Below are 22786 nucleotides of genomic sequence, written 5' to 3'. Positions count from 1 at the left end.
CTGGGTGTACAATTTGCCACTTTCACTACCCGCCGTATTGCCCAAGGATTTCCGGATGTTGTTGCGCATTCCAGCCGTTACCCGCTGCCTGTCGCTTGCTGCACTGTGTGCGGCGGGCTCCGTTTCCGCTTTGGAATTCCCTTTGCCGCCACCGGGCGAAGACATCATCGGCCAGGTACAGACCGTTACTGCCAGATACGAAGATACCTTCGCTGACCTGGGCACTAAGTACGATCTGGGTTATCTGGAAATGATCGCGGCCAACCCGGGCGTCGATCCCTGGTTGCCGGGCGCGGGTACCCAGATTGTGCTGCCGACCCGTTTCATACTGCCGCCCGGCCCGCGCGAAGGCATTGTGATCAACCTGTCCGAATACCGGATGTACTACTACCCAAAAGGTCAGAACGTCGTTCACACCTATCCGCTGGGTATTGGTCGTGAAGGCTGGGGGTCGCCTATTGGTGTCACCAAGGTGATTGCCAAGACACCTAATCCGACCTGGACGCCACCGGCTTCGATCCGCGCAGAGCACGCTGCTGATGGCGATCCGTTGCCAAGCGTGGTGCCAGCGGGTCCGGACAATCCTCTGGGGCCGTTCAAGTTTGGTCTGGGGATGTCGGGTTACCTGATCCACGGTTCGAACAAGAAGTTCGGTATTGGCATGCGCACCAGTCACGGCTGCTTCCGTATGTATAACAACAACGTGCTGGAGCTGGCTGATATGGCGCCGGTGGGTACTACCGTGCGGATTATTGCCGAGCCTTACAAGTTTGGTTTGAGCGGTGGCAAGGTTTATCTGGAGGCGCATACGCCGGTGGATGACAACGGTAACCCGTCGGTGGTTGATAAGCACACGGCGGTGATCAATGCGCTGCTCAAGCGTGAAGACCTGGCCAATAACCTGCGCATGAATTGGGATCTGGTGCGTGATGTGGTTGCGGCTGAGGATGGTATGCCGGTTGAAATCGCGGTGCCTGGTGCTGCGGTGGCTGCTAGTGTGCAGGATTCGATTCCGTTGCAGTGATGGTTCTTTTATGTGGTTTTTTTGCGTACATATCCGTTGTCAGGTAACGGCTGATATTGGTTGCGCTTTTACAGCGCCTCACTTTTGAAAGGAGCCCAAAAGTAAGCAAAAGGCTCTTGCCCCATCACTAGGCACCTCGCTGTCGCTCGGTGTACCCGCCCGCAGATCCTGAACCGTGGGCCGCCGCAATGGGCCATCCATGGCCCGGTGCGGCTAACCCGGCATCCTTGCCGGGTTGCCCACGATTCAGAATCTGCGCTCGGCCAGCGTGATTTAACGGGGCGCCTCAGATCAAAATCAACAACGCGGCGGCCTGACAGCCGACCTCATTTGTGAACTTTCCGGGCATCTGTAGGAGCTGCCGAAGGCTGCGATGCGATGTGTCAGACGATATTTGTGCTGGCTGTGCTGACGTCTCGCGAACAAGTTCGCTCCTACCGGTCGAGGCGATCCCGCCGTTTTCGTTCTGCTTTTGATCTGCTTTTGATTTTGATCTGAGGCGCCCCGTTAAACCACGCTGGCCGGAATTCGACCTTGCTGCGTGGGGCAAACCGGCAGGGATGCCGGTTTAGCTGCCTCAGGCCATGGATGGCCGGTGGCAGCGGCCCCACGGAGCAAGGTCGGATTACGGGCATGCCGAGCGACAGCGAGGCACCTAGTGGTGGGGCAAGAGCGTTTTGCTTACTTTTGCGCTTCTCAAAAGTGAGGCGCTGTAAAAGCGCAACCAATATCAGCCGTTACCCAATAACGGATATGCTCACACAAACCACAAACCACAAACCACAAACCACAAACCACAAACCACAAACAAGAACCAAACGACCAAACCCCAGCCAATAAAAAAGCCGACCCGGATAACCAGGTCGGCTTTCTTGCAACAACAATCCCGAAGGGATTATTACTTGCGGCTAGCCTTGTCCAACATACGCAGAGCGCGCTCGTTGGCTTCGTCAGCAGTTTGCTGAGCTTTTTGAGCAGCAGCCAGAGCTTCGTCAGCTTTGCGATACGCTTCGTCAGCGCGAGCTTGCGAACGAGCAGCTGCGTCTTCGGTAGCGGTCAGGCGAGCTTCGGTTTCTTTGGAAACGCTGCTGCAACCGGTAGCCAGAACTGCTGCCAGAGCCAGAGCAGAAAATTTCAGAGCGTTGTTCATTGTGTTCCCCTTCAAGGACTTTTTTTCAAATTAGTCATCTCTCGAAAATGAGAAAATGACCGGCGTACATAGTACCCACTGTTTGTAGTAAGTAAACTGACGAAGCGCAAGAAGCGGTACATTTTCTGCGCTTTGAAAGTGTTCCGCGTTACTTCCCACCGGTTTTGTATGAAAAGTATCCAGCTGTCCTGGCGGTTGCCTGCGCAGCCCCTGTAGCCAGAGGCTTGCGGGCAACAGCCCGACAGTTGTAAACGAGGATCGTCTACCCCGTCAGCGGGTGTCCATTGGCGCTTGGTATATGCCGAACATACACACGTTTAGCTTACGTCGAGGTGACTTTCAATTCACCCCGACGTCTCAATCGACAAGCTCCGGCAATGTTCAGTTCAACGCTCTGATCAATCAGATGTTCGGTCGCGGCTTTTTGCGGTCGATACGCTTGAGCATATTCCCAAATGACGCCTACTATTTGCAGGTGCTCTTTTGTTGGGATCAGCAAAGCTCTTCTCGGTGTCCAAAACAGGCACGGGGTGGCGTAGATGTTCCTTCGCCGGAAAAACATCGGTAAGGTAGGGGTCAAATTCCAAGACCCGCGAGGAGTAGTGATGAGCGAGGCGTTGTCCATCCACCATGATGAGACCGGTCACCAGTTTGAAATCAGCATTGACGGTCACCGTGCTTACCTGACCTACATGGACCTGGGTAAGCAGACTCTGGATATCTACCGGACCTTCGTCCCCAATGCTCTGCGGGGCAGGGGGATTGCCGCTGCGCTGACTGAGCAGGCGCTCGACTATGCCGACAGCATCGGCTACACGGTCATACCCTCCTGCTCTTATGTAGAGCGCTACATGGAGCGCAACCAGCGTCAGGCCGCCAAGATCTGATGCTTGTTTCAAACGGGTCCTGTTTCCAGCAGGCACTCAGAAAAACGCCGAGCATTTGCTCGGCGTTTTCGTCTCTGCTGCTAATCAGCCGCGTTGGCGTTTCGGCAGTACGTCCTTGAGCTTGGCGTGCATGCTGCGCAAGGTTTTTTCGGTGCTTTCCCAGTCGATGCAGGCATCGGTCACGGATACGCCGTATTGCAGTTCCGACAGATCCTTGGGAATGGCCTGACAGCCCCAGTTCAAATGACTCTCAACCATCAGGCCGATGATCGACTGGTTGCCTTCCAGAATCTGGTTGGCGACGTTTTCCATGACCAGTGGTTGCAGGGCCGGGTCTTTGTTGGAGTTGGCGTGGCTGCAGTCAACCATGATATTAGGCTTGATCTTCGCCTTGTTCAGCGCCTGTTCGCACAGGGCAACGCTGACCGAATCATAGTTGGGTTTACCGTTGCCGCCGCGCAGTACGACGTGACCGTAAGCATTGCCTTTGGTGGTCACGATAGACACGCCACCTTCCTGATTGATGCCCAGGAAACGGTGCGGGCTGGAGACCGATTGCAGTGCATTGATAGCAACGGTCAGGCCGCCGTCGGTGCCATTCTTGAAACCCACTGCCGAAGACAGACCCGAAGCCATTTCCCGGTGAGTCTGGGATTCGGTGGTCCGTGCGCCGATCGCCGACCAACTGATCAGGTCCTGCAGGTACTGCGGGGAGATCGGGTCCAGCGCTTCGGTAGCGGTCGGCAGGCCCATTTCAGCCAGGTCGAGCAGCAATTGACGGCCGATATGCAGGCCGTCCTGAATCTTGAATGAGTCGTCCAGATACGGATCGTTGATCAGGCCTTTCCAGCCCACGGTGGTGCGAGGCTTTTCGAAGTAGACGCGCATCACCAGATACAGTGTGTCGGAAACCTCGGCAGCCAGCGCCTTGAGGCGTTCGGCGTATTCGTGCGCAGCCTTGATGTCATGGATCGAGCACGGCCCGATCACGATGAACAGGCGATGATCCTTGCCGTCGAGAATGTCGCGTACCACTTCACGGCCCTGGCTCACTGTTTTCAGTGCAGCGGCGGTGAGCGGGATTTCACGCTTGAGCTGATCCGGCGTGATCAGTGTCTCGTTGGAGGAAACGTTGAGGTCGTCAATCGGTAAATCAGCCATCGTGCTACTCATCAGGTCGCGTATGCCGGCCGCCAACGAACCCCGTGGGGCGAAGCCAGGCATGATTGAGCGAAACGGGGGACCGAACCTTAGCGCGTTAGGCCTTGCCGATACAATGGGCAAACGCTGCTTTATCGAGCAGCACGGACTATTGGTGGTCGGTTTTACGCGTCTGCGGTGTGTTGCCACCATTTGCAAGCTGCCGTGCGGGCAACGATAGTGTTCGCCTTGATCGGGGGTGTATTTGAATCAGCTTGAACTTAGCGACTTTGATGTCGACCAGCAGTTATTGCAGCTACCTGGCTCTTCCTTGCTGATCTTTACCAGCGTCGGCTGCGCCAGTTGTCGTTACGCCCGGCAACAGCTGCCATTACTGGATCTAGGTATCGACCGGATATGCTGGATCGATGCTGCCGACAGCGGCGGCGCGGTGGCGCGTTATGAGGTGTTTCATTTACCTGCGCTCTTCCTTATCAGTGATGGGCAGTTTTACGGCGCGTTGCGTACGAAACTGACCCGACAGGATCTGCGCCAGGCAGTGGCGGGTGCCTTGGGTCGCGAGCCTGACGAGCTGCCTTGAATTCGACGCGGCTACACAGTCTTTACAGGAGGTATCACATGAAGGGTGAATTGAAGCAGCCACGGATCGGCATTATCGGCACTGGGGCCATCGGCGGTTTTTACGGGGTGATGCTGGCCAGAGCCGGGTTTGATGTGCATTTTCTCTTGCGCAGCGAGCTGAGCGCAGTGGCACGCGAAGGGCTGCATGTTCAAAGCGCAGTGCATGGCGAGCTGGTGCTCAATCCGGTTCAGGCTTATTCCAGTGCCGCAGATATGCCGCCATGCGACTGGCTGCTGATTGGAGCCAAGTCCACTGCCAATGCAGCGCTGGCGCCCGCCATCATTCAGGCGGCCGCGCCGAATGCCAAGGTGTTGGTCTTGCAGAACGGTCTGGCGGTAGAGGACAGCTTGCGCGCCAGGTTGCCTGACACGCTGCACTTGCTGGGCGGTTTGTGTTTCATCTGTGTGCATCGTGCAGGCCCCGGCAAAGTGGTGCATCAAGCGCTGGGTGGCGTCAATCTGGGCTATCACAGTGGCCCGGCTGTTGATGACATGGCTCGCCAGGCAATCGTCGAGCAGGGTGCAAGCCTGTTTCATGCAGCAGGTCTGAACTCCGAGGCCATGACCAATCTGCAGCAGGCTCGCTGGCAAAAGCTGGTCTGGAATATCCCGTACAACGGCTTATCAGCCTTGCTGCAGGCTGGTACCACGGAACTGATGACGAACACTGATACCCGTGCATTGATTCTGGCGCTGATGGATGAAGTGGGGCGAGGCGCGCAGGCGTGTGGTCACGTATTGCCTGAGGGCTACGCGCAAAACCTGTTCGCCATGACTGAGAAGATGCCGGATTATCACCCCAGCATGTATCTGGACTATCAGGCGCAGCGCCCGCTAGAGCTAGAGGCTATCTATGCTAAGCCGTTGAGTGCCGCAATGCAGGCAGGATGCGATATGCCTCAGGTGCGCATGCTGTATCAGGCTCTGGCGTTTCTCGATGCACGCAATCGCTGAACCTTCAGGATCAGCCCGGTCACCGCGAGAAGGCTCGTGATGTGGTTGCTACCGGACATGTGCCCGATGGCATCAATAATGAGCTGAAGGCTTGACGGCAGCGGCCTGCAGGTAATTGCCGTCGCAGTCGTTTGTGCGCTGCTAAGCTGAATCCATCTCCGCCATTCTGGCTGTTCGGGAGGATGCACATGATTCGTTCGATGCTGTATGCCACAGACCTTGGTCTCTATGCGCCCTATGTTATGCAGCACGCGCTGGCACTGGCTCGAACATTCAAGGCCGAGCTCTATGTCGTGCATGTGGTGGAGCCAATGGGGTTGTTCGCCGAGTCGGTGCTGCAAAGCTATCTGGGTGAAGATGCGCTTAAAGATCTTCGCAGCAAGGGTCTTAATTCGGTCATGGAGGGGATCGAGCAGAAGGTCCTTGATGGATTTCGTGACGAGTTGGGGGCGGATCATCAGGATTTGGCACTGATCAGCACCGTACGTGTGGTACAGGGCGATCCGTGCAATATGATTCTGGAGCAGGCCGATGAGCTCAAGGTGGACTTGCTGGTGGTTGGCAGCCATAGCCGAGGGGTGGAAACCACCACGCCGATAGGTCGCACGGCGGCACGGGTTCTTCAGCTCTCGCAGGTGCCGGTATACATGGTGCCGGGTTGTACCAAGAGCGTGCGAACGTCCAGCGGGCTCACTGATTGAAATCGTGCGTGCCTTTATCGTCTAAAGATGATAAAAAGTTCTAGCTAAGTCGTTCTGACCATTAATCCAGTTATATACCGTCGCTGATGCCCTCGGGCGTCTTCCTGCTTTGAGGGATTCATATGAAGCTTCAACAATTGCGCTACATCTGGGAAGTGGCGCACCACGACCTCAACGTTTCCGCGACGGCTCAGAGCCTTTATACCTCTCAGCCTGGCATCAGCAAGCAGATCCGCCTGCTCGAAGATGAGTTGGGTGTTGAGGTTTTTGCTCGAAGTGGCAAGCACCTGACCCGCGTTACCCCGGCCGGTGAGCGCATCATTACTACGGCTGGCGAGATTCTGCGCAAGGTTGAAAGCATCAAGCAGATTGCCCAGGAATTCTCCAACGAGAAGAAAGGCACGCTATCGATCGCAACCACGCACACCCAGGCGCGTTATGCGCTGCCGCCGGTGATCAGCAATTTCATCAAGCAATACCCGGACGTGTCGCTGCACATGCATCAAGGTTCGCCGATGCAGATTGCGGAAATGGCTGCAGATGGCACGGTGGATTTCGCCATTGCGACAGAGGCCCTGGAATTGTTTGGTGATCTGGTGATGATGCCGTGCTATCGCTGGAACCGCTGCGTTGTGGTGCCCCATGGTCACCCATTGACCAAGGTGCCCAAGCTGACGCTGGAGCTGCTGGCTGAATACCCGATTGTGACCTATGTGTTCGGCTTTACCGGCCGCTCCAAGCTGGACGAAGCCTTCAGCCATCGCGGTCTGACGCCGAAAGTCGTGTTTACCGCTGCTGATGCTGACGTGATCAAGACTTATGTACGGTTGGGCCTGGGTGTCGGCATCGTTGCCAAAATGGCCGTCGATACCAAACTGGACAACGATCTGGTCATGCTTGATGCCAGCGATCTGTTTGAATCAAGCGTCACCAAAATCGGTTTCCGTCGCGGTACTTTCCTGCGCGGCTTCATGTGCGACTTCATCGAGAAGTTCGCTCCGCACCTGACCCGCGAAGTCATGGCCAAAGCAATCCAGTGCCACAACAAGCAGGAGCTGGAAGAGCTGTTTGACGGAGTGGAATTGCCGGTGCATTGATCGATGCGCTATCGGGTTCAATGACCCTTGTGGGAGCGAATTTATTCGCGAAGAGGCCAGTACTCCAGATGAAGATCTGTAGGCTGGAATGCCGCCTTCGCGAATGAATTCGCTCCCACAGGAATCTCGTTACACCTTGGCGATCAGATTCCCCGAGTGCAATCCGCACTCTTTCTGCGTCGCTTCTTCCCACCACCAGCGACCTTCGCGCTCATGCTGGTTCGGCAGCACCGGACGCGTGCAAGGCTCACAGCCAATACTGATGAAACCACGCTCGTGCAGGCTGTTGTAGGGCAGTTCAAGCATCCGGATATAGCCCCAGATTTCTTCGCTGCTCATCTGTGCCAACGGGTTGAACTTGTACAGGGTGCGCTCGGGTGTCGAGAATGCGCTGTCGATTTCCAGTGCCGCCACCTGGCTGCGGGTGCCAGGGCTCTGGTCACGACGCTGACCGGTTGCCCAAGCCTTCACGGCAGACAGTTTTCGGCGCAGTGGTTCGATTTTACGCACGCCACAGCATTCACCATGACCGTCCCGGTAAAAGCTGAACAAGCCCTTTTCCTTGACGAACGGTTCGAGCTTTTGCTGATCCGGGGTCATGATCTCGATATCGATCTTGTAATGCTCGCGAACCTGCTCGATAAAGCGATAGGTCTCCGGGTGCAGGCGACCCGTGTCCAGGCTGAACACCTTGACGTTTTTGTTCAGTTTCCAGGCCATGTCCACCAGCACCACGTCTTCGGCGCCGCTGAACGAAATCCACAGTTCGTCACCGAAGTGCTGGAAGGCCAGTTTGAGAATGTCCTGGGCCGACTTGTTGGCGTAGGTCGCTGCAAGTTCGGCGACATCGAAGGGTGTGCTCATCAGGCGGTTTCCTAAATATGGCGCTTAGGCGCTCGTAATGAGGCGAATGTTAACAAAATCCTTCAGCGAATTGGCCGGTTTGCCATGCATCGTCTAGAGTGCGGTCTCTTTTTTGACTGCATGGAGCGTGCTGTGGAAATTGCCTGTCTGGACCTGGAAGGTGTGCTGGTCCCGGAGATCTGGATCGAGTTTGCCGAGAAGACCGGCATTGAATCGCTACGTGCAACGACCCGGGATGTTTCTGATTACGATGTGTTGATGCAGCAGCGTTTGCGCATTCTTGATGAGCACGGCTTCAAACTGTCAGACATTCAGGAGGTGATCAGCACCTTGCAGCCGCTGGAAGGTGCCATCGAGTTTGTCGACTGGCTGCGAGAGCGCTTCCAGGTGGTGATTCTCTCTGACACGTTTTACGAGTTTTCCCAGCCGCTGATGCGCCAGCTCGGTTTCCCGACATTGTTGTGTCACCGGCTGGTCACTGATGAAACGGGGCGGGTGGTGAGTTATCAACTACGTCAGAAGGACCCCAAGCGTCAGTCGGTGCTGGCGCTCAAGAGCCTGTACTACCGGGTCATTGCAGCGGGGGATTCGTATAACGATGTGACAATGCTGGCCGAGGCTGATGTCGGCATTCTGTTTCATGCGCCTGACAACGTGATCCGCGAATTTCCGCAGTTCCCGGCAGTGCAGAGCTTTGATGCGTTGAAGGCAGAGTTCATCAAAGCGTCGAATCGGGATCTCGCTTTGTAAGCTCCAACAGCTCAAAGCGCTTCCAGGGTATCCAGCAAAACCCGCACTTTGGTAAACGATTCCTGATATTCAGCCTCGCACTCCGAATCGGCAACGATACCGCCGCCAGCCCAGCAGGAGACCTTACCGTCTTTAAGCAACAGGCTACGAATTGCGATGGAGCTGTCCATTTCGTCGCGCACATCCAGATACATCAATGATCCGCAATAAATGCTGCGCCGGGTCGGCTCCAGTTCATCAATGATCTGCATCGCGCGTATTTTCGGCGCGCCGGTGATGGAGCCTCCGGGAAAGCTGCCCGCGATCAAGTCCAGTGCGTCGTGATTATTCGCCAGCTCGCCCACCACACTGCTGACCAGATGGTGCACGTTGGGGTAGCTTTCCAGGCTGAACAACTCAGGTACTTTTACTGAGCCAATCCTGCAAGTGCGGCCTAAATCGTTGCGCAGCAGATCGACAATCATCAGGTTTTCCGCGCGATCCTTGGTGCTGGACAGCAGCTCCTGTGCGTAGGTTTGATCTTGCGCAGCGTCCTGGCCGCGAGGGCGTGTGCCTTTGATGGGGCGGGTCTCGACGTGCCCATGGCTGACCCTGACAAAGCGTTCAGGTGAAAGGCTCAACACAGCATCGCCCCCCGGCAGTGCCTGGTATCCGGAAAAGGGCGTCGGGCAGGCGTGGCGCAACGCGCAATAAGCCGTCCACGAGTCGCCTTGGTATCGGGCCTGGAAACGCTGGGTGAGGTTGACCTGGTAACAGTCGCCTGCCTGAATGTAGGCCTGAATCTTTTCGAAGGCGGCACGATAAGCGTCGGCATTGATCGACGGTGCAAAATGACCTTGCAGGCCGAAGACGCCTGGCCCGGACTCATGCGGTTGGCTGAATAGCTCGGTCAGCCGCTGACGCTCGCTATCCACCAGCGATGGATGAAACACCAGTTGGCTGGTGTGCTGCTGGTGATCACTGATCAGCGCCCAGGCGTACAACCCCAGACGCGCATCGGGAAGTTGCAGATCATCAAGCGCCGCACCGGATTGCGCTTCCAGACGGCGACCGAAGTCGTAACTCAGATAGCCGATCAGACCACCTGCAAAAGGCAGCTCGCAGTCCGAGGGTAATTGGGCGTGACCCAGGGTGTTCAAGCCTGTGCGCAAGCGCTGGAAAAACTCACTGCCGGTTTCTCTATCGTCCGGCAGGAAGGTCTGCAAAGGCCAGGCACTCAGCAGATCGAAGCGTCCACGTTCGGCAGCGGGGCGGCCGCTGTCCAGCAGCACTGCGCCCGGTGCGTGGCGGATGCGTTGAAACCAGGCTGCCGGGTCGGGGGAGTAGGGCAGCGGATAGAGTGAGCAATCAGGCATTCGAGAGTGTCGGTTCGGAGCGCGGGGTGGGGATTGTAGTCCTCCGTCGGGGCCACTCCTAGTGGAACGTCGGAATCGCCCTTCACATGACGCGTGTATCCAGCTTTTTATTGTGGCGGTACGTGACCGAACAACTCCTGGACAAACTGCAAGCGCTGTTCAGGTGTTTCCTGTTCGCCGTTAAGCGCCAGTTGTTCCAGCCTTGCTTCGACAGCCTGGGTCCTGTGAGTCAACCCGCAGTCGTTGGCAATCTGAATATTCAGACCGGGGCGGGCGTTGAGTTCGAGGATCAGCGGCCCGTGCTCCTGGTCGAGCACCATGTCAACGCCGATATAGCCTAGCCCACACAGCTCATAACACTCGGCAGCCAGCTTCATGAAACCATCCCAGTTCGGCAGCTGTACGCCGTCCACCGCGTTGGTGGTGTCCGGGTGCTTGGTGATGATGGTGTTCAGCCAGGTGCCGCGCAGGGTGATGCCGGTGGCCAGGTCTACACCGACGCCAATAGCGCCCTGATGGAGGTTGGCTTTGCCGCCGGACTGCCGGGTTGGCAGGCGCAGCATGGCCATTACCGGGTAGCCCATGAGCACGATAATGCGGATGTCCGGCACGCCTTCGTAACTGATGCTTTTGAAAATCTGATCCGGGGTGACCCGGTATTCGATCAGCGCCCGATCCCGGTGACCGCCCAGGGAGTAAAGCCCGGTGAGGATGCTTGACACCTGATGCTCGATTTCCGAGTGGCTGACGATGCGCCCGGAAACGGTACGATAGCGATCTTCGAAACGATCGGCGATGACCAGGATGCCGTCGCCGCCTGCGCCCTGAGCGGGCTTGATCACGAAATCGCTGCGCCCGCCAATGATCTCGTCGAGCTTGTCGATCTCCTTCTCGGTGGAGATGACCCCGTACATTTCTGGCACATTGATGCCCGCGGCAATGGCCCGTTCCTTGGTGATGATCTTGTCATCAACAATCGGATACAGGCTGCGCTTGTTGTACTTGAGCACGTAATCGGCATTACGCCGGTTGATGCCCATGATGCCCCGGGCTTCCAGGGCCTTCCAGGTTTTCCAGAGGCCGATCATTTGGCTTCTTCTTGCTTGGATTCTTCCTTGAGGAAGGCCTTGAAACGAACGAGTTCAGTCAGGCGATAACCGCGATAGCGACCCATTGCCAACATGAAGCCCACCAGAATCAACAGCACTGCCGGGAAGGTGAAGACAAAGTAGATCAGCTCCGGCACGCTCATGATGATGTGCGCCAGAGAAGCGGCGAACAGCGTGCCGATGGCGACTTTCATGGCATGACCGCCACCACGTTCTTCCCAGGTAATCGACAAGCGTTCAATGGTCATCGTCAGAATCACCATCGGGAACAGCGCCACCGAAAGGCCGCGCTCCAGGCCGAGTTTGTGGCTGAGTACGCTGATGGCTGCAATCAGTACCACTACGAACGTCAGAACCACCGACAGGCGGGGCAGCATTTGCAGCTTCAAGTGTTCCAGATACGAGCGTAACGACAGGCCAAGCGCGGTGATCACTGTAAACAGGATGATGCCGAATCCCAGCTGGGTTTCCCTGAAGGCCAGAGCGATCAGTACCGGGGTAAACGTACCCAGGGTCTGCAGGCCAATCAGGTTGCGCAAGACCAGAATGACCAGTACACCGATCGGGATCATGACCATGATCATGAAGGTGTGTTGGGTTTCCAGCGGCAGGCCATACAACGAATATTCGAGGAAGTCGGCGTCAGTGCTGGCATCGGTCAACTGGGCCAGACGGATCGCGTTCATCTCGCTGTTGTTGAGGCTGAAGGTGACGACGGCTTTTCTGCCGCCATCGACGGTAATCAGGTTCTCGTCGCCCGTCCACCACAACAGACGATCGTCAGGCAGACCCTTTTCACCCGTGTCCGGATTGAAGTAGAGCCAATCCTTGCCGTTGAAACTGCGCAACCATAGCTCGGGACTCTGTGGCTGGTCAGCGACAAGGCGGATGGTGTGGACTTTTTCCATCGGTACGTGAGCGATGGACAGCAGCAATTCGGTGATGCGCGCTTTATTGGAGCTGGAGGTATCACCGGCCAGCAGCAATTTCACGTTGTCATCATTGAGGTTGTTGACCCGTTTGATGGCTTCAGTGATGAAGGTTTCAACGTCTGCAGAGTGCTGACGAATAGGGGCAAGCAGCGCTTCGGCGGCGACTTTTTCCGGACCCTCGACGGCAATGCTGTCGCGGAATATCGGGCCTTTGGTCTTCAGCCTTTCTCCGCTATAGCGCTTGGTCAGTACCAGGCGGTAATACAGCGTCTGGTTGCCGGTTGCGCGGCGCGCCGACCAGGTCACCTTGCGGTTGCCATCGACACGGTTGACGCTGACCCCGTAGTTATTGGAGATGAAGCTTTCGTTCAGGCTGATGAAGTCTCGCGCCAGGGGCGGGACGAACATCTGGACCTTTACCGAATCCTTATTGTTGTTGGCGACGAATTCGACCTTGGCATCGATATTCCACAGGTCGTCGGTTTCGTCCTCGGTCACCGGAATGCCGAGCGCCAGAATCTGATAGGCCGTGATTGCGATTCCCAGGGTCACCAGGACGCCAATCAGGATTTTCAGATGCAGAGTCAGAGAGCGCATTGGTTTACTCGGTGGTTTGAGCAGTGATTTCACAGCCAGGCTTGCCCGCTGCGTACTTAAGGCTTGGGTCGACCAGCGCATCAAAGCGTTTCAACGCCTCGGAGCCGATCAAAAGCGGGTATTGGAAAGCACTTCGGTCGGTCAAGTTCACTTCTATCGTGCGTAAAGATGCACCCATGCACACATCAAGGCTGATAACCGGGCGCGCGGTGTACTTTTTATCATCGTCTGCATCGTAATCATCGGCGCGCCGTTTGATCTTGCTGACCCGGGCCAGTGGCCGTTCAATGGGGTGCGCATGGGCATCATCGATTGCCAGATAAAAACGTACCCAGGTCTCACCGTTGCGCTTGAAATGTTTGATGTCCCGAGCGCTCAGTGAAGCAGTCTTGGCGCCGGTGTCGAGTTTGGCGGCGACTTGCAGGTCGATATCGTTGAGTTGGGCGTACTCGTTCAGACCGTAGACGGTCTTGTCCGCCGCCAGAGCGTTAACGGATAACAGGAGGAGACAGAGCAGGGCGGGAAGGGCTTTGAAAGTCATAGATCCTGGCACATTAAGGGCGGTCATCCAGACGTCGACCCTGAGTCATTTAGTGGCTGGCGCAGTGCTATTACTGACGATCAGCTGGGGCGGCATTCTAGCATGAAGGTGCGTCTCGCTCACTGCGATGATCCTGTGAGCAGTGCTTCTGTGGGAGCCGGGCTTGCCCGCGATAAGCGCCTCAATATCTAAATGTTGTGGTGCTTTCATCGCGGGCAAGCCCAGCTCCCACAAGCCGTAGCTTGCAATGGTATTGTCGACACCTGCAGGATTTTCTTTGACTGATTGGCGTTCCAGGGCTACTTTTAGCTCAAATAAATTCAATGGTGTCGACAATGTTGGATTCGGCCGAAAGTGCTGCTTCAGTGACAGATGATTCGGAAACGCTTTCCGAAAACGTCTTCCGTCGCATTCAGGCAGCGATCATCAAAGGCGAGATCGCCCCCGGCAGCAAGATTTCCGAGCCTGAACTGGCACGCACTTACGGCATCAGTCGTGGTCCCTTGCGTGAGGCCATCCATCGTCTGGAAGGCCAGCGTCTGCTGGTACGTGTACCGCATGTGGGCGCTCGGGTCGTTTCCCTGAGTCATGCCGAGTTGATCGAACTCTACGAAATCCGTGAGTCGCTGGAAGGCATGGCATGTCGCCTGGCAGCCGAACGCATGACGGCACAGGAAATCGACGAGCTGCGCCAGGTGCTGGACACCCACGAGCGCGACGCAGCCTTTCAAGCGGGCGTTGGCTACTACCAGCAGGAAGGTGATTTCGATTTCCACTATCGGATCATTCAGGGCAGCGGTAATCGCACCCTGACGCAAATGCTTTGCGGCGACCTTTATCAGCTGGTGCGCATGTACCGTATCCAGTTCTCGGCAACGCCTAACCGGCCCCGCCAGGCATTTGCCGAACACCATCGTATTCTCGACGCCATCGCCGACCGTGACGGCGAGTTGGCCGAACTGTTGATGCGCCGTCACATCGCTGCGTCCAAACGCAACATCGAACGGCACTATTTAGATCAGCATTTAGACCCGCATTCAGATCAGCGGCCCTAGAAAAGCCTGCTCCAACCCGAGGTGAACAATGAATTCCAATAAAACCACTCCAGGCCAGCGTTTTCGTGATGCGGTTGCCAGCGAACAGCCGTTGCAAGTGGTAGGTGCGATCAATGCCAATCATGCGTTGCTGGCCAAGCGCGCCGGGTTCAAGGCTATTTATCTGTCCGGTGGCGGAGTGGCTGCCGGATCGTTGGGGATTCCCGATCTAGGGATTACCGGTCTGGATGACGTACTGACTGACGTACGGCGTATCACCGATGTCTGCGATCTGCCTTTGCTCGTAGACGTCGATACGGGGTTTGGCTCTTCGGCCTTTAACGTGGCACGCACCGTGCGCTCGATGATCAAGTTCGGCGCGGCGGCGATCCACATTGAAGACCAGGTGGGGGCCAAGCGTTGCGGCCATCGTCCAAATAAAGAAATCGTTACCCAACAGGAAATGGTCGATCGTATCAAGGCCGCAGTCGATGCTCGCACCGACGACAGTTTCGTGATCATGGCCCGCACTGATGCACTGGCAGTGGAGGGGCTGGAATCAGCCCTTGAGCGTGCTGCAGCATGCATCGAGGCCGGTGCCGACATGGTCTTCCCCGAAGCCATCACCGAGCTGGACATGTACAAGCTGTTTGCCTCCCGGGTCAAAGCGCCGATTCTGGCCAACATTACCGAGTTTGGCGCCACACCGCTGTTCACCGTGGATGAGCTGCGCAGCGCCGATGTTTCTCTGGTGCTCTATCCTTTATCGGCATTCCGCGCCATGAACAAAGCTGCGGAAAACGTCTACGGCGCGATTCGCCGGGATGGCAGCCAGAAAAATGTGGTCGACACCATGCAGACTCGGATGGAGCTGTATGACGCAATTGATTACCACACCTTTGAGCAAAAGCTCGATGCGCTGTTTGCGCAGAAGAAGGGGTGATTTTCCTGTAGGAGCTGCCGAAGGCTGCGATGGCGGTATGTCAGGATGAAAGCTTCGCAGCCTGCGGCAGCTCCTACAGAACATGATGATCTGAATTGCCAAATCCCTAAAAAATCCAAGATTGGAGAGAGCAATGGCTGAAGCAAAAGTATTGAGTGGCGCTGGCCTGCGTGGCCAGGTTGCCGGACAGACTGCCTTGTCTACCGTGGGCCAGACCGGTGCCGGTTTGACCTACCGTGGTTACGATGTGAAAGAGCTGGCTGCCGAAGCCCGTTTCGAAGAAGTTGCCTACCTGTTGCTGTACGGCGAATTGCCGACTCAAGCGCAACTGGACACGTATCTGGCGAAGCTGAAAAAACTTCGCGACCTGCCGCAAGCCTTGAAAGAAGTGCTTGAACGAATTCCGGCGGACACGCATCCGATGGACGTGATGCGTACTGGCGCGTCAATGCTCGGCACCCTGGAGCCGGAAACCGGCTTCGAGCAACAGCGCGATTCCACCGACCGCCTGCTCGCCGCGTTCCCGGCGATCATGTGCTACTGGTACCGCTTCAGTCATGACGGCAAACGAATCGATTGCGTGACTGACGAAAACTCCATAGGCGCGCATTTCCTGCACCTGTTGCTGGACAAGAAGCCCAGCGAGCTGCACTGCAAGGTCATGGACGTGTCGCTGATCCTTTATGCGGAGCACGAATTCAACGCGTCGACTTTCACCGCGCGCGTGTGTGCATCGACGCTGTCCGACCTGTTCTCGTGCATCACTGCGGCCATCGGTACGTTACGTGGCCCATTGCACGGCGGGGCGAACGAAGCGGCGATGGACATGATCGAGAAGTTTGGCTCGGCCGAAGAGGCGGTCAAAGGCACCCTCGGTATGCTCGAGCGCAAAGACAAGATCATGGGCTTCGGCCATGCGATTTATAAAGAGTCGGATCCACGCAACGAAGTGATCAAGGGCTGGGCGAAACAGCTGGCTGACGAAGCGGGCGATACCGTGTTGTATCCGGTGTCCGAAGCCATCGACAAAACCATGTGGGAGCAGAAAAAGCTGTTTCCCAACGCTGACTTCTACCATGCGTCTGCGTACCACTTCATGGGCATCCCGACCAAGCTCTTCACGCCGATTTTCGTCTGCTCGCGCCTGACTGGCTGGGCTGCGCATGTCTTCGAGCAGCGCGCCAACAACCGCATTATCCGACCCAGCGCTGAATACGTCGGCGTTGAGCAGCGCAGTTTTGTGAGCATCGAAAAGCGCTGACTATAAACGTTATTGCTGACCCAACACTGGACTTGTAGGAGTGAGCTTGCTCGCGATAACGGCAGATCGGTTGATAAATTATCGTCTGACATGACGCTATCGCGAGCAAGCTCACTCCTACAGTAAAAGCACTCCAAATTAGGTAGTTGTCCTGCGCCATGAATTCAGAACACCGCAAACCCTTGCCCGGCACTTCACTGGATTACTTCGATGCCCGTGAGGCGGTCGATGCGATCAAACCGGGTGCTTATAACGGCTTGCCCTACACCTCGCGCGTGCTCGCGGAGAATCTGGTGCGGCGCTGCGATCCGGCCACCCTGAGCGCCTCCCTTGAGCAACTGATCGAGCGCAAGCGCGATCTGGATTTCCCGTGGTTTCCGGCGCGCGTCGTGTGCCATGACATCCTGGGTCAGACCGCGCTGGTAGACCTTGCGGGGTTGCGTGACGCCATTGCCTTGCAAGGGGGAGACCCGTCGCTGGTCAATCCCGTCGTGCCGACGCAGTTGATTGTCGATCATTCTCTGGCGGTCGAGCACGGTGGCTTCGAGGCGGACGCTTTCGAGCGAAACAGGGCCATTGAGGATCGGCGCAACGAGGACCGTTTTCACTTCATCAACTGGACCAAAAAAGCCTTCAAGAACGTCGACGTGATCCCGCCCGGCAACGGCATCATGCACCAGATCAATCTGGAGCGGATGTCGCCGGTGGTGCATGCGCTGGATGGCGTGGCGTTCCCGGATACGCTGGTGGGCACTGATAGCCACACGCCCCATGTGGATGCGCTGGGGGTGATCGCCATTGGTGTCGGCGGGCTTGAGGCCGAGAGCGTGATGCTCGGTCGGGCATCATGGATGCGCCTGCCGGATATCATCGGTGTGGAGTTGGTGGGCAAGCGTCAGCCGGGAATCACCGCGACCGACATCGTACTGGCTGTTACCGAGTTCCTGCGGGCCGAGAAAGTCGTGTCTTCTTACCTGGAGTTTTTCGGCGAGGGGGCTAACGCGTTGACGCTGGGGGATCGGGCGACTATTTCCAATATGACCCCGGAATTCGGCGCGACGGCTGCGATGTTTTACATCGACCAGCAAACGCTTGATTACCTGACCCTGACGGGGCGCGATCCGGAGCAGGTCAAACTGGTCGAGACCTACGCAAAACAGATGGGATTGTGGGCAGACAGCCTGCAAACCGCCGAATACGAGCGGGTGCTGAGGTTCGATCTGTCCAGCGTGGTGCGCAATATCGCCGGGCCTTCCAACCCCCATCGCCGCGTGCCGACCTCCGAGCTGGCGGCCATGGGGATTTCCGGTGTCGTGGAAAACGAACCGGGCCTGATGCCTGACGGCGCAGTAATCATTGCGGCCATTACCAGTTGCACCAACACCAGTAACCCGCGCAACGTAATCGCCGCAGGGTTGCTGGCGCGCAACGCCAATGCCGCTGGCCTGACCCGCAAACCCTGGGTCAAGTCGTCTCTGGCCCCAGGGTCCAAAGCCGTGCAGTTGTACCTGGAAGATGCTGGCCTGCTGCCGGAACTGGAAGCGCTGGGCTTTGGTATCGTCGGTTTTGCCTGCACGACCTGTAACGGTATGAGTGGTGCGCTGGACCCGGTTATCCAGCAGGAGGTCATCGACCGCGATCTTTACGCCACGGCAGTGCTGTCCGGTAACCGCAACTTCGATGGGCGCATTCACCCTTATGCCAAGCAGGCCTTTCTTGCTTCGCCGCCGTTGGTGGTTGCGTATGCAATCGCTGGCACCATTCGTTTTGATATCGAGAAGGACGTGCTCGGCACCGATAGAGCGGGCAATCCGGTCACCCTGAAAGATATCTGGCCCAGCGATGAAGAAATCGATGCGGTGGTCAAGGCCAGCGTCAAGCCGGACCAGTTCCGTCAGGTCTACATTCCGATGTTCGAGATCAAGGCGGACAATGGCGAGCAGGTCAAACCCCTTTACGACTGGCGTGCACCGAGCACTTACATTCGGCGCCCACCTTATTGGGAGGGCGCATTAGCCGGTGCCCGTCCTTTGAAGGGGATGCGCCCGCTGGCGGTGTTGGGCGACAACATCACCACCGATCATCTGTCACCTTCGAACGCCATCATGCTCGACAGTGCTGCCGGGGAGTACCTGGCCAAAATGGGCTTGCCCGAAGAGGACTTCAACTCTTATGCGACCCACCGCGGAGATCACCTCACGGCCCAGCGCGCGACGTTTGCCAACCCTAAACTGCTCAACGAGATGGTCCGTATCGACGGCAAGGTCAAGCAGGGTTCTCTGGCTCGCGTCGAACCGGAGGGGCAGGTCACGCGGATGTGGGAAGCCATCGAAACCTACATGGAGCGTAAGCAGCCACTGATCATCATTGCCGGAGCTGACTACGGCCAGGGTTCATCCCGTGACTGGGCGGCCAAAGGCGTGCGGCTGGCGGGCGTCGAAGCCATTGCTGCAGAAGGTTTCGAGCGTATCCACCGCACCAATCTGGTAGGCATGGGCGTGCTGCCGCTGGAGTTCAAGTCGGGTGTCGATCGGCATACGCTGGGAATTGATGGCAGCGAAACCTTCGACGTGATCGGCGAGCGTATTCCGCGCAGTACCCTGACGCTGGTGATCAATCGCAAGAACGGTGAGCGAGTTGAAGTGCCCGTTACCTGCCGCCTTGATACCGCCGAAGAGGTTTCGATCTACGAAGCAGGTGGCGTTTTGCAGCGTTTTGCGCAGGACTTTCTTGAGGCGGCCGAGGTGGTTTGAATATTGGCATGCCCTTTTTAAAGGCGACGCAAATTCCCTGTAGGAGTGAACTTGTTCGCGAGGCGTTTCATCAGACAGGCCGCTTCGCCAACAAGTTGGCTCCTACAGGGGGCGGGCTCGCCCACAGGACAACGATTTCATGACTCATAAAGCACAAATAAAAATCCCCGGCACTTACATGCGTGGCGGTACCAGCAAAGGCGTTTTCTTCAACCTTGCCGACTTGCCCGAAAGCGCGCAGGTCCCCGGCGCTGCGCGTGACGCTTTGCTGCTGCGGGTTATTGGCAGCCCTGATCCCTATGAGAAGCAGATCGACGGCATGGGCGGGGCAACCTCCAGCACCAGCAAAACTGTCATCGTATCGCGCAGCAGTCGCGTGGATCATGACGTGGATTATCTGTTTGGCCAGGTTTCCATCGATAAGCCTTTCGTCGACTGGAGTGGCAACTGCGGCAACCTTTCTGCGGCAGTAGGCCCTTTCGCGATTAGCAGCGGCTTGGTAGAGGCCTTGCGCATTCCGCAAAATGGCATCGCCGTCGTGCGCATCTGGCAGGCCAATATCGGCAAGACGATCATTGCCCATGTGCCGATGACCGATGGCGTGGTGCAGGAAACCGGCGATTTCGAACTGGATGGCGTGACGTTTCCCGCCGCCGAAGTACGTCTGGAGTTTCTCGATCCGGCAGCCGACGAGGAGGGTGAGGGCGGTTCGATGTTCCCCACTGGCAATCTGGTGGATGAGCTGGCAGTACCGGGTATCGGCACGTTTCAGGCGACTTTTATCAATGCCGGGATCCCGACGATTTTCGTTAACGCACGCGACATCGGCTACACCGGTAGCGAGTTGCAGGGCGATATCAATGGCGATCCGAAAGCCTTGGCGATGTTCGAAGCGATTCGAGCCCATGGCGCGCTGCGCATGGGCCTGATCAAGCATCTGGACGAGGCTGTGACTCGTCAGCACACGCCAAAAGTGGCGTTTGTGGCCGGGCCTGCCGACTACACTGCGTCGAGCGGCAAGCCGGTGGCGGCCAGCAGCATCGATTTGTTGGTGCGTGCGATGTCCATGGGCAAACTGCACCACGCCATGATGGGCACTGCTGCGGTAGCTATCGGCACGGCGGCCGCGATTCCGGGCACGCTGGTTAATCTCGCCGCAGGCGGAGTGGAGCGGGAGGCCGTACGTTTTGGGCACCCCTCGGGCACATTGCGGGTTGGTGCTCAGGCACAGCAAATTAACGGTGAGTGGAAAGTCACCAAGGCCATCATGAGCCGTAGCGCCCGGGTGTTAATGGAAGGGTGGGTGCGGGTTCCCGAGTAACACACGACCTGGAACTGCCCTCCGGGTTGTCTCGCGGCAAACATGCGGCCTGTAGGAGCTGCCGAAGGCTGCGAAGCGATCAACCCTGAATCACCGCTCTTGCAGCTTTCCAGCACCTGCAGGGCATCACTGAGGAGTGGAGCAATGAGCGCCAACGTTGATCTGAATAACCGCCCGGACTACGACCAGGTTTTGCAGGACATCGCTGACTATGTATTGAATTACAAGGTCGAGTCCGCGCTGGCGCTGGATACCGCACGAAATAGCCTGATCGATGCGCTGGGCTGTGGTTTGTTGTCCTTGCGCTTTCCTGAGTGCACGAAGCATCTTGGGCCCATTGTCGAAGGCACGATTGTGCCGCTCGGCGCCCGGGTACCGGGCACAAACTTGCGTCTGGATCCGGTCAAGGCAGCATGGGACATCGGTTGCATCATCCGCTGGCTGGATTACAACGACACATGGCTGGCTGCGGAGTGGGGGCATCCTTCGGACAATCTGGCGGCCATTCTGGCAGTGGCTGACCATGTCTCCCAGAAGCAGGTCGTCAATGGCGAAGCGCCCTTGAACATGCGTGATGTGCTCGAAGCCATGGTCATGGCCCATGAAATCCAGGGTGTACTGGCGCTGGAGAACTCTTTTAATCGAGTGGGCCTGGATCACGTGGTGCTGGTTAAAGTGGCCTCTACGGCGCTCAGTGCCAGGCTCATGGGCGCTAATCGTGAGCAGATACTGTCGGCGTTGTCGCATGCCTTTGTTGATGGCCAGGCGCTGCGTACTTATCGGCACGCGCCCAACGCAGGTTCGCGCAAATCATGGGCCGCGGGTGATGCCAGCAGTCGCGGCGTACGGCTGGCGGATATTGCCCTGCGTGGCGAAATGGGCATACCTGGCGCATTGAGCGCGGAGCAATGGGGCTTTTACGACGTTTCCTTTAGCCAGACCAATAAAGACCTGGCGCTCAAGCCTGAGGGCAAACGCCAGTTCAGCCTGTCCCAACCGTACGGCAGCTACGTGATGGAGAATGTGCTGTTCAAGGTCAGTTTTCCTGCGGAGTTTCATGCCCAGACCGCTTGCGAAGCTGCGGTGATCCTGCATCCGCTGGTGCGTAACCGGCTTTCCGAGATCGACCGAATCGTCGTCACTACCCATGAATCGGCAATTCGGATCATTTCCAAGGAAGGTCCGCTGGCGAACTCTGCCGACCGGGATCATTGCCTGCAGTACATGATTGCCGTGCCATTGGTCTACGGCACCCTGGTGGCCGAGCATTACGAAGACAGCTTTCACGCCGCGCACCCGATCATCGACCAGTTACGCGAAAAAATGGTGGTCATTGAGGAAGAGCGCTATAGCCGCGACTATCTGGATCCGGAAAAGCGCTCCATCGCCAATGCCATCCAGGTGTACTTCAAAGATGCAACCAGTACTGACCGTATCGAAATCGAATACCCCATCGGCCATCGCCGCCGCCGTGCCGATGGCATACCGCTGCTGGAGGCGAAGTTCAAGAGCAACCTGGCCAGCCGATTCCCCCCTCAGCGCTGTGAACAGATTTTTGCGTTGTGCAAAGATCAGGAGCAACTGGAGGGGATGGCGGTTAACCGGTTTATGGAGATGTGGGGGGGGTGAGTGGGGTGAGGCGCGGGGGCCAAGTGCGCTCATTAAACTACTGGATTGAAATGCATTTTCTGTAGGAGCTGCCGAAGGCTGCGATCAGTTATCGCTGACACA

21 protein-coding genes and 1 pseudogene are annotated in these 22786 nt (G+C 57.1%); 14 read left to right on the top strand and 8 right to left on the bottom strand.

What is annotated here, in order from left to right; genetic code table 11:
* Positions 1-55 precede the first annotated feature (55 nt).
* Positions 56-1024 carry a L,D-transpeptidase family protein gene (locus ACYASS_RS20180; RefSeq protein WP_463587415.1) on the top strand — a complete coding sequence of 323 codons (969 nt, stop codon included), beginning with the start codon at positions 56-58 and terminating at the stop codon, positions 1022-1024.
* 898 nt (positions 1025-1922) lie between these two features.
* Here the strand turns inward: ACYASS_RS20180 and ACYASS_RS20175 are convergent.
* Positions 1923-2174 carry an Lpp/OprI family alanine-zipper lipoprotein gene (locus ACYASS_RS20175; RefSeq protein WP_027902232.1) on the bottom strand — a complete coding sequence of 84 codons (252 nt, stop codon included), beginning with the start codon at positions 2172-2174 and terminating at the stop codon, positions 1923-1925.
* Between the two features lie 605 nt (positions 2175-2779).
* On the opposite strand from ACYASS_RS20175, the gene ACYASS_RS20170 reads away from it, so the two are divergent.
* Positions 2780-3061, top strand: coding sequence for a GNAT family N-acetyltransferase (locus ACYASS_RS20170; RefSeq protein WP_122664603.1), 282 nt, complete (start codon positions 2780-2782; stop codon positions 3059-3061).
* Positions 3062-3145: 84 nt separating this feature from the next.
* On the opposite strand, the gene ACYASS_RS20165 is transcribed toward ACYASS_RS20170, so the two are convergent.
* Positions 3146-4222: a 3-deoxy-7-phosphoheptulonate synthase gene (locus ACYASS_RS20165; protein ID WP_162874239.1), complete on the bottom strand. Its 1077-nt coding sequence runs from the start codon at positions 4220-4222 to the stop codon at positions 3146-3148.
* Positions 4223-4466: 244 nt separating this feature from the next.
* Here ACYASS_RS20165 and ACYASS_RS20160 point away from each other — a divergent pair, with 244 nt between their 5' ends.
* The 5 genes and pseudogenes from ACYASS_RS20160 (at position 4467) to cysB (ending at position 7595) form a co-directional block, all read left to right on the top strand.
* Complete coding sequence (locus ACYASS_RS20160) at positions 4467-4802, top strand: YbbN family protein (RefSeq protein ID WP_243247260.1); 336 nt, start codon at positions 4467-4469, stop codon at positions 4800-4802.
* Between the two features lie 38 nt (positions 4803-4840).
* Positions 4841-5797: a putative 2-dehydropantoate 2-reductase gene (locus ACYASS_RS20155; protein WP_463587414.1), complete on the top strand. Its 957-nt coding sequence runs from the start codon at positions 4841-4843 to the stop codon at positions 5795-5797.
* Between the two features lie 8 nt (positions 5798-5805).
* Positions 5806-5892, top strand: a pseudogene (locus tag ACYASS_RS20150) (5'-nucleotidase); the annotation flags it as partial.
* Positions 5893-5985: 93 nt separating this feature from the next.
* On the top strand, positions 5986-6498 hold the full coding sequence (locus tag ACYASS_RS20145) for a universal stress protein (protein ID WP_463587413.1): 513 nt from the start codon (positions 5986-5988) through the stop codon (positions 6496-6498).
* Positions 6499-6620: 122 nt separating this feature from the next.
* Positions 6621-7595, top strand: a complete 975-nt coding sequence (gene cysB / locus ACYASS_RS20140) for an HTH-type transcriptional regulator CysB (protein ID WP_122664599.1) — start codon at positions 6621-6623, stop codon at positions 7593-7595.
* A gap of 129 nt (positions 7596-7724) precedes the next feature.
* On the opposite strand, the gene ACYASS_RS20135 is transcribed toward cysB, so the two are convergent.
* Positions 7725-8459, bottom strand: a complete 735-nt coding sequence (locus ACYASS_RS20135; RefSeq protein WP_463587412.1) for a phosphoadenylyl-sulfate reductase — start codon at positions 8457-8459, stop codon at positions 7725-7727.
* A gap of 132 nt (positions 8460-8591) precedes the next feature.
* Between ACYASS_RS20135 and thrH the strand changes: the two genes are divergently transcribed.
* On the top strand, positions 8592-9209 hold the full coding sequence (gene thrH, locus ACYASS_RS20130) for a bifunctional phosphoserine phosphatase/homoserine phosphotransferase ThrH (RefSeq protein ID WP_463587411.1): 618 nt from the start codon (positions 8592-8594) through the stop codon (positions 9207-9209).
* An 11-nt stretch (positions 9210-9220) separates the two neighbouring features.
* On the opposite strand, the gene pabB is transcribed toward thrH, so the two are convergent.
* The 5 genes from pabB to ACYASS_RS20105 all read right to left on the bottom strand — a co-directional run bounded on the left by pabB (position 9221) and on the right by ACYASS_RS20105 (position 14079).
* On the bottom strand, positions 9221-10564 hold the full coding sequence (gene pabB, locus ACYASS_RS20125) for an aminodeoxychorismate synthase component I (protein WP_463587410.1): 1344 nt from the start codon (positions 10562-10564) through the stop codon (positions 9221-9223).
* Between the two features lie 107 nt (positions 10565-10671).
* Complete coding sequence (locus tag ACYASS_RS20120) at positions 10672-11649, bottom strand: alpha-L-glutamate ligase-like protein (protein ID WP_463587494.1); 978 nt, start codon at positions 11647-11649, stop codon at positions 10672-10674.
* The gene (gene rloB / locus ACYASS_RS20115) at positions 11649-13202 is read right to left on the bottom strand and encodes an osmotic stress tolerance membrane protein RloB (protein ID WP_463587409.1); all 1554 of its coding nucleotides are present in this window, start codon (positions 13200-13202) and stop codon (positions 11649-11651) included. Before rloB ends, ACYASS_RS20120 begins: the two co-directional genes overlap by 1 nt.
* 4 nt (positions 13203-13206) lie before the next feature.
* Positions 13207-13743 carry a retropepsin-like aspartic peptidase RloA gene (rloA, locus tag ACYASS_RS20110; protein ID WP_122664594.1) on the bottom strand — a complete coding sequence of 179 codons (537 nt, stop codon included), beginning with the start codon at positions 13741-13743 and terminating at the stop codon, positions 13207-13209.
* A gap of 45 nt (positions 13744-13788) precedes the next feature.
* Entirely contained in the window at positions 13789-14079 is a 291-nt protein-coding gene (locus ACYASS_RS20105; RefSeq protein ID WP_463587408.1) for a hypothetical protein, read from the bottom strand.
* On the opposite strand from ACYASS_RS20105, the gene ACYASS_RS20100 reads away from it, so the two are divergent.
* The 6 genes from ACYASS_RS20100 to prpD all read left to right on the top strand — a co-directional run bounded on the left by ACYASS_RS20100 (position 14079) and on the right by prpD (position 22684).
* Positions 14079-14798: a GntR family transcriptional regulator gene (locus ACYASS_RS20100; RefSeq protein ID WP_463587407.1), complete on the top strand. Its 720-nt coding sequence runs from the start codon at positions 14079-14081 to the stop codon at positions 14796-14798. The two genes, ACYASS_RS20105 and ACYASS_RS20100, sit on opposite strands and share 1 nt — an antisense overlap.
* 28 nt (positions 14799-14826) lie before the next feature.
* Positions 14827-15720: a methylisocitrate lyase gene (gene prpB / locus ACYASS_RS20095; RefSeq protein WP_243247267.1), complete on the top strand. Its 894-nt coding sequence runs from the start codon at positions 14827-14829 to the stop codon at positions 15718-15720.
* A gap of 133 nt (positions 15721-15853) precedes the next feature.
* A complete protein-coding gene (prpC, locus tag ACYASS_RS20090; RefSeq protein ID WP_463587406.1) occupies positions 15854-16981 on the top strand; it encodes a bifunctional 2-methylcitrate synthase/citrate synthase in 1128 nt (375 codons plus the stop codon).
* A 158-nt stretch (positions 16982-17139) separates the two neighbouring features.
* Positions 17140-19734 (top strand): Fe/S-dependent 2-methylisocitrate dehydratase AcnD, encoded by a 2595-nt coding sequence (acnD, locus tag ACYASS_RS20085; RefSeq protein WP_463587405.1) that lies wholly within the window; start codon positions 17140-17142, stop codon positions 19732-19734.
* Between the two features lie 139 nt (positions 19735-19873).
* Positions 19874-21055 (top strand): 2-methylaconitate cis-trans isomerase PrpF, encoded by a 1182-nt coding sequence (prpF, locus tag ACYASS_RS20080; RefSeq protein ID WP_463587404.1) that lies wholly within the window; start codon positions 19874-19876, stop codon positions 21053-21055.
* A 144-nt stretch (positions 21056-21199) separates the two neighbouring features.
* Positions 21200-22684 (top strand): 2-methylcitrate dehydratase, encoded by a 1485-nt coding sequence (gene prpD / locus ACYASS_RS20075; protein WP_463587403.1) that lies wholly within the window; start codon positions 21200-21202, stop codon positions 22682-22684.
* The last annotated feature ends 102 nt before the right edge of the window (positions 22685-22786 follow it).

This window comes from Pseudomonas sp. HP_14 (assembly GCF_055283875.1).
This window is presented reverse-complemented; position numbering and strand designations above follow the sequence as displayed.